Source organism: Bulleidia sp. HCP3S3_C9, from assembly GCF_052064035.1.
Lineage (GTDB): Bacteria > Bacillota_I > Bacilli_A > Erysipelotrichales > Erysipelotrichaceae > Bulleidia.
This window is the reverse complement of record NZ_JBQHWJ010000166.1, coordinates 1-313: the sequence shown is the minus strand read 5'-3', so window position 1 is coordinate 313 and position 313 is coordinate 1. Positions and strand designations below refer to the sequence as shown.

The following is a 313-nucleotide window of genomic DNA, read 5'->3' as shown; positions in this document are numbered from 1 at the left end:
AGTTGCTTACAACAGATTACTTTCAACAAAACACTGCGAAATAAGAGTAATGAAGGATCATACAACATATACATCCCTTGATCATTTGAACAATGTGAATGCATTTCACAGACTCATAGAGAAATGGTATAAAGGCTACAATGGTGTAGCGAGCAAGTATATCAATAGATATGCAGCTCTTTTCACACTGGCAAGAGAGTACACAGGCTGTGATACACAGGAAATTCTATTATCAATCAAGAAAAGAATGCATCAGATCACAGATTTCTTCCGTATTGCTGACATGAAGAAAGATGATCTTTTCATTTATTCT

Annotated in this window: 1 pseudogene; it reads left to right on the top strand. The window is 35.1% G+C overall.

The annotated features are described in order from the left end of the window. Positions 1-49: 49 nt before the first annotated feature. Positions 50-313 (top strand): annotated as a pseudogene (locus ACTND6_RS11270) (hypothetical protein); the annotation flags it as partial.